Source organism: Sandarakinorhabdus sp., from assembly GCF_032115815.1.
Taxonomy (GTDB): domain Bacteria; phylum Pseudomonadota; class Alphaproteobacteria; order Sphingomonadales; family Sphingomonadaceae; genus Sandarakinorhabdus.
Map to the genome: position 1 here is coordinate 1 of NZ_JAUMBI010000013.1, position 4,070 is coordinate 4,070.

The 4,070-nt window shown below is 66.1% G+C and carries 3 protein-coding genes and 1 pseudogene; 2 read left to right on the forward strand and 2 right to left on the reverse strand.

Annotation, left to right across the window (positions count from 1 at the left end):
• On the forward strand, positions 1–1,153 hold a 1,153-nt coding region (gene tyrS / locus RT662_RS00475), incomplete at its 5' end, for a tyrosine--tRNA ligase (protein WP_313668213.1).
• 4 nt (positions 1,154–1,157) lie between these two features.
• Here tyrS and RT662_RS00480 read toward each other — a convergent pair.
• A complete protein-coding gene (locus tag RT662_RS00480) occupies positions 1,158–2,594 on the reverse strand; it encodes an ATP-binding protein (RefSeq protein WP_313668215.1) in 1,437 nt (478 codons plus the stop codon).
• A 194-nt stretch (positions 2,595–2,788) separates the two neighbouring features.
• Positions 2,789–3,478 (reverse strand): response regulator transcription factor, encoded by a 690-nt coding sequence (locus tag RT662_RS00485; RefSeq protein WP_313668217.1) that lies wholly within the window; start codon positions 3,476–3,478, stop codon positions 2,789–2,791.
• A 160-nt stretch (positions 3,479–3,638) separates the two neighbouring features.
• Here RT662_RS00485 and RT662_RS00490 point away from each other — a divergent pair.
• Positions 3,639–4,070: pseudogene (locus RT662_RS00490) on the forward strand (hypothetical protein); the annotation flags it as partial.

Sequence of the window (4,070 nt, forward strand, 5' to 3'; positions counted from 1 at the left end):
CGATGCGGCGGCGCTGGATGGCGCGGCGGGCAAGGGGGCGATCACGGCCTATGTCGGCTTTGATTGCACGGCGCCCAGTTTGCACATCGGCAATCTGGTTTCGATCATGATGCTGCGCCATTTGCAGCAATCGGGGCACAAGCCGATCGTGCTGATGGGGGGCGGGACGACCAAGATTGGTGATCCGTCGGGCAAGGATGAGGCGCGGCAGTTGCTGGGGGATGAGCAGATCAATACCAATCTGGCCAGCATCAAGCGGATTTTCGAGCGGTTTTTGCGCTTTGGCGATGGGCCGACCGATGCGGTGATGGTCAACAATGATGATTGGCTGTCGCGGCTGCAGCTGGTGCCGTTCTTGCGCGATTATGGCCGGCATTTCTCGATCAACCGGATGTTGACGTTTGACAGCGTGCGGTTGCGGCTGGAGCGGGAGCAGCCGCTGAGCTTCATCGAGTTCAACTACATGATTTTCCAGGCCTATGACTATCTGGAACTGAACCGGCGCTTTGGCTGCACGCTGCAGATGGGCGGCAGTGACCAGTGGGGCAATATCGTCAACGGCACCGATCTCATCCGCCGGGTGGATGCGAAGGACGCGTTTGGCCTGACGACGCCGCTGATCACGCGGGCCGATGGCGCCAAGATGGGCAAGACGGCCAAGGGCGCGGTGTGGCTGCACGAGGATCAGTTGCCGCATTTCGATTACTGGCAGTTCTGGCGCAACACGCACGATGCCGATGTGGGCAAGTTCCTGCGGCTGTTCACTGATCTGCCGCTGGACGAGATTGCCCGGCTGGAGGCGCTGGAAGGCGCGGAGATCAACACCGCCAAGGAGGTGCTGGCCACCGAAGCCACCGCGCTGTGCCGGGGCCGGGAGGCGGCCGAGGCTGCCGCGGAAACGGCGCGCACCACCTTTGCCGGCGGCGGCGCGGGTGAGGAGTTGCCGCAGTTTGCGGTGGCCGCTCCGGTGACCATCGTGGATGCGCTGATCGGCCTGGGCTTTGCCGCGTCGAAGAACGAGGCGCGCAAGCTGGTGGCGCAGGGCGGTGCGCGGATTGATGGTGAAGCGGCGGGCAGCGATGCGGCGCTGGTGGCGCCGGGGCAGAAAGTGAGCGCCGGCAAGAAGCGGCATGGGCTGGTGGTGGCGGGCTGACCCGCTATTCCGCCGCCGGCACGCTGGGCAGATCGATCGCCACCCGCAGGCCGGGCTTGTTATCTGCCAGGGTGAGGGTGCCGCCGTGCAGGCGGGCGACGGCGGCGGCGAGTGACAGGCCAAGGCCGGCCCCCTGCAGCCGCTGACCCTGCCGGCCGCGCGCTGCATCCAGCCGGCCAAAGCGGCGCAGGGCCTCGCGCCGCTGGGCCGTGGGAATGCCGGGGCCGTGATCGCCCACCACCAGCCGGGCGCCGCCATCGGTGCGCTCGGCGGCAAGTTCGATGCGCTTGCCGGCCGCGCCATAGCGCAGGGCATTGTCGATCAGATTGGCCAGCGCCCGGCCCAGCAATTGGCGATGGGCCAGCGCCGTCACCCGGGTCAGGCCGGGTTGCACGGCCAGTTCGACGCCGGCATCTTCGGCCAGCGGCCCATACATGTCGGCCAGATCGGCCACCATCTGTGACAGGTCTACCGCTTCAAAGCGGTCGCGGCCGATGCCGGCTTCGGCGCGGGTGATTTCCAGGCTGGTATCGAGCATGCCGAGCAGCGATTCCGCTTCGGCCGACACCGCTTCCAGATCGGCGGCATCGATCACGCTGCCCTGTTGCAGCTTGTCGATGCGGGCTTTCAGCCGGGTGAGCGGAGAGCGCAGATCATGCGCCAGCCCATCGGTGACGGCGCGCAGTTCATCCAGCACCGATTCCACCCGCGCCAGCATGACATTGAAGGCCTGGCCCATCGAATCAAAGGCATCGGCCGGCGGGCCGGGCGGGAGATCGACCCGGGCATGGAGTTTGCCGGCGGTGACCTCGCCCACAACGTCGGCAATGCCACGCGCCCGATCGGTGATGATGGAGACCACCAGCTTGCTGGTGAGCCAGGCCAGCAGCGCCGCCAGCGGCAAGGCGATGGCTAGCAGCGTGGTGAGCGTGGCCTGCAACTGGGCTTCGGCGGCGAGGCTGCGGCCGACCAGCAGGCGATAGCGTTCCGGCATGGCCCGCCCTGTCACCATGTAAGGCGCTGTATCCCCCTGTTCGGCATGCATCGCCGACACGCGGTAATAACGGCCATCAGCGGGCACATCGGCTGGCCAGCGCGCCACATTGCCGAGCAGCAGGCTGCCATCGCTTGCCGCAAGGTGGATCACCAGCGGCCCCGGCACCTGCAATTCGCCATCAAGAATGGTCACCGCGGCTTCGATGCCATTGCGGCGCCAGGCCAGCATCGTGGCATCGGCAATGGCGTCAATGCGGGTCTGGGCTTCGCGATCGAGCTGGTTCTGGGTGGCGCGTTCCAGCAGGATCAGCAGCAGCGCCGATCCGGCCAGGATGACCATGAACAGCATCAGGCTGATCCGCGCCGTCGTGGTGCGCGGCATCAGGCCGCTCAGCAGCAGCCGGAAGCCCGACGGTTTCCACCAGGACAGCCCCGCGCGGGGCATTAGATCGGTTCCCGATCAGCTTGCGCCATCGTCATCGCCCCAAGTGGGGCGACCCCTTCGGGGCGGGGCGAATTTGGCACACGGCTGCGTGGCGCGTTGGTTGCGATGCCAGAGACATCGCGCCCGCCTCGCTTCTTGCCGTGCACCAAATTTGCCTCCGTGCCGATAACCCAAGCTGATCGGCAACCGCTCTGTCAGGCCGTGACCGTTTCGCCGCCAACGCGATAGCCGGTGCCGCGCACGGTTTGCACGATATTGCCGGCGCCGCCTTCATCCAGCTTCTTGCGCAGGCGGCTGACGTGCACATCGATGACGTTGGTGCCGGGATCGAAATGATAATCCCACACGCCTTCCAGCAGCATGGAACGGGTGACGACCTGGCCGCGGTGGCGCACCAGATATTCCAGCAGGCGGAATTCGCGCGGCTGCAGATCGATGCGCTTGCCGGCCCAGGTGACACGGCGGGCCAGCAGATCAAGTTCCAGTTCGCCTTCCACCAGCCGTGTGATCTCGCCCGACGGCAGGGCGCGGCGCTGCACGGCTTCCAGGCGGGCCAGAAGTTCAGCCAGCTCGAACGGCTTGGTGAGATAATCGTCGGACCCGGCGCGCAGGCCCTTCACCCGTTCATCCAGGCTGGCCAGCGCGGAAAGCACCAGCACTGGCGTGCGGTTGCCGGCTTCGCGCAGGCGGGACAGCACGGTGAGGCCATCAAGTTCGGGCAGCATGCGATCGAGCACGATGGCGGCGTAGTGCCCGGCCATGGCCAGTTCGAGCCCCAAGGTTCCGGTGCCCGCGATATCAACGTGATAGCCGGCTTCCCGCAGGCCCTGCGCGACATGTTCGGCCATGGTGGCGTCGTCTTCAACGCAGAGGATGCTCGTCATGGGTGCGACTTTATGCCCCGCGTTACAGAAAGTTCAAGCGTTTCGACACGGAGGTCCATGTTTTTCTTCGCAGTGCAGTGCGACGGCTGCTAGTCACCGCGCATTGTCATCACGAGGCTGAGCTTTGTCCGAACCCCCATCTGAACCGGTGCCTGAAATCGTGCCCGATGCGAATGCGACCGCATCAACGGCCAAGCCGGCGCGCGTCGAACGCACCGCGCGCCTGCCGCGCCTGTTCCTGTGGCTGGTGGCGATCACCATCATCCTGGTCATTCTTGCCGCCTTTGCCTGGCGGCTGGCCGGCAACCGTCTGCTCAGCGCCGCACTGGTGCCGGGCGGCGCATTTGAAGCGGCAACCGCCGGCGCGCCTTATGATTATGGGGATGCCGCCAGTTGGGCAGCGCGGCCGGGCATGGCCGATGATCCCACCGCCTTTATGCCGGAAGGCGCGCGTGCAGTGGCCAAGGGCGATGTGCCGGTGTTCTTCATTCCGCCCACCGCCGCCTTTGGCAACTTTGGCGGCATTGCCAGCCACATGCAGTTTGGCCCCGTGGCGGCCGCCTTTGGCCAGCAGCAGTTTGCGCCCTCGGCT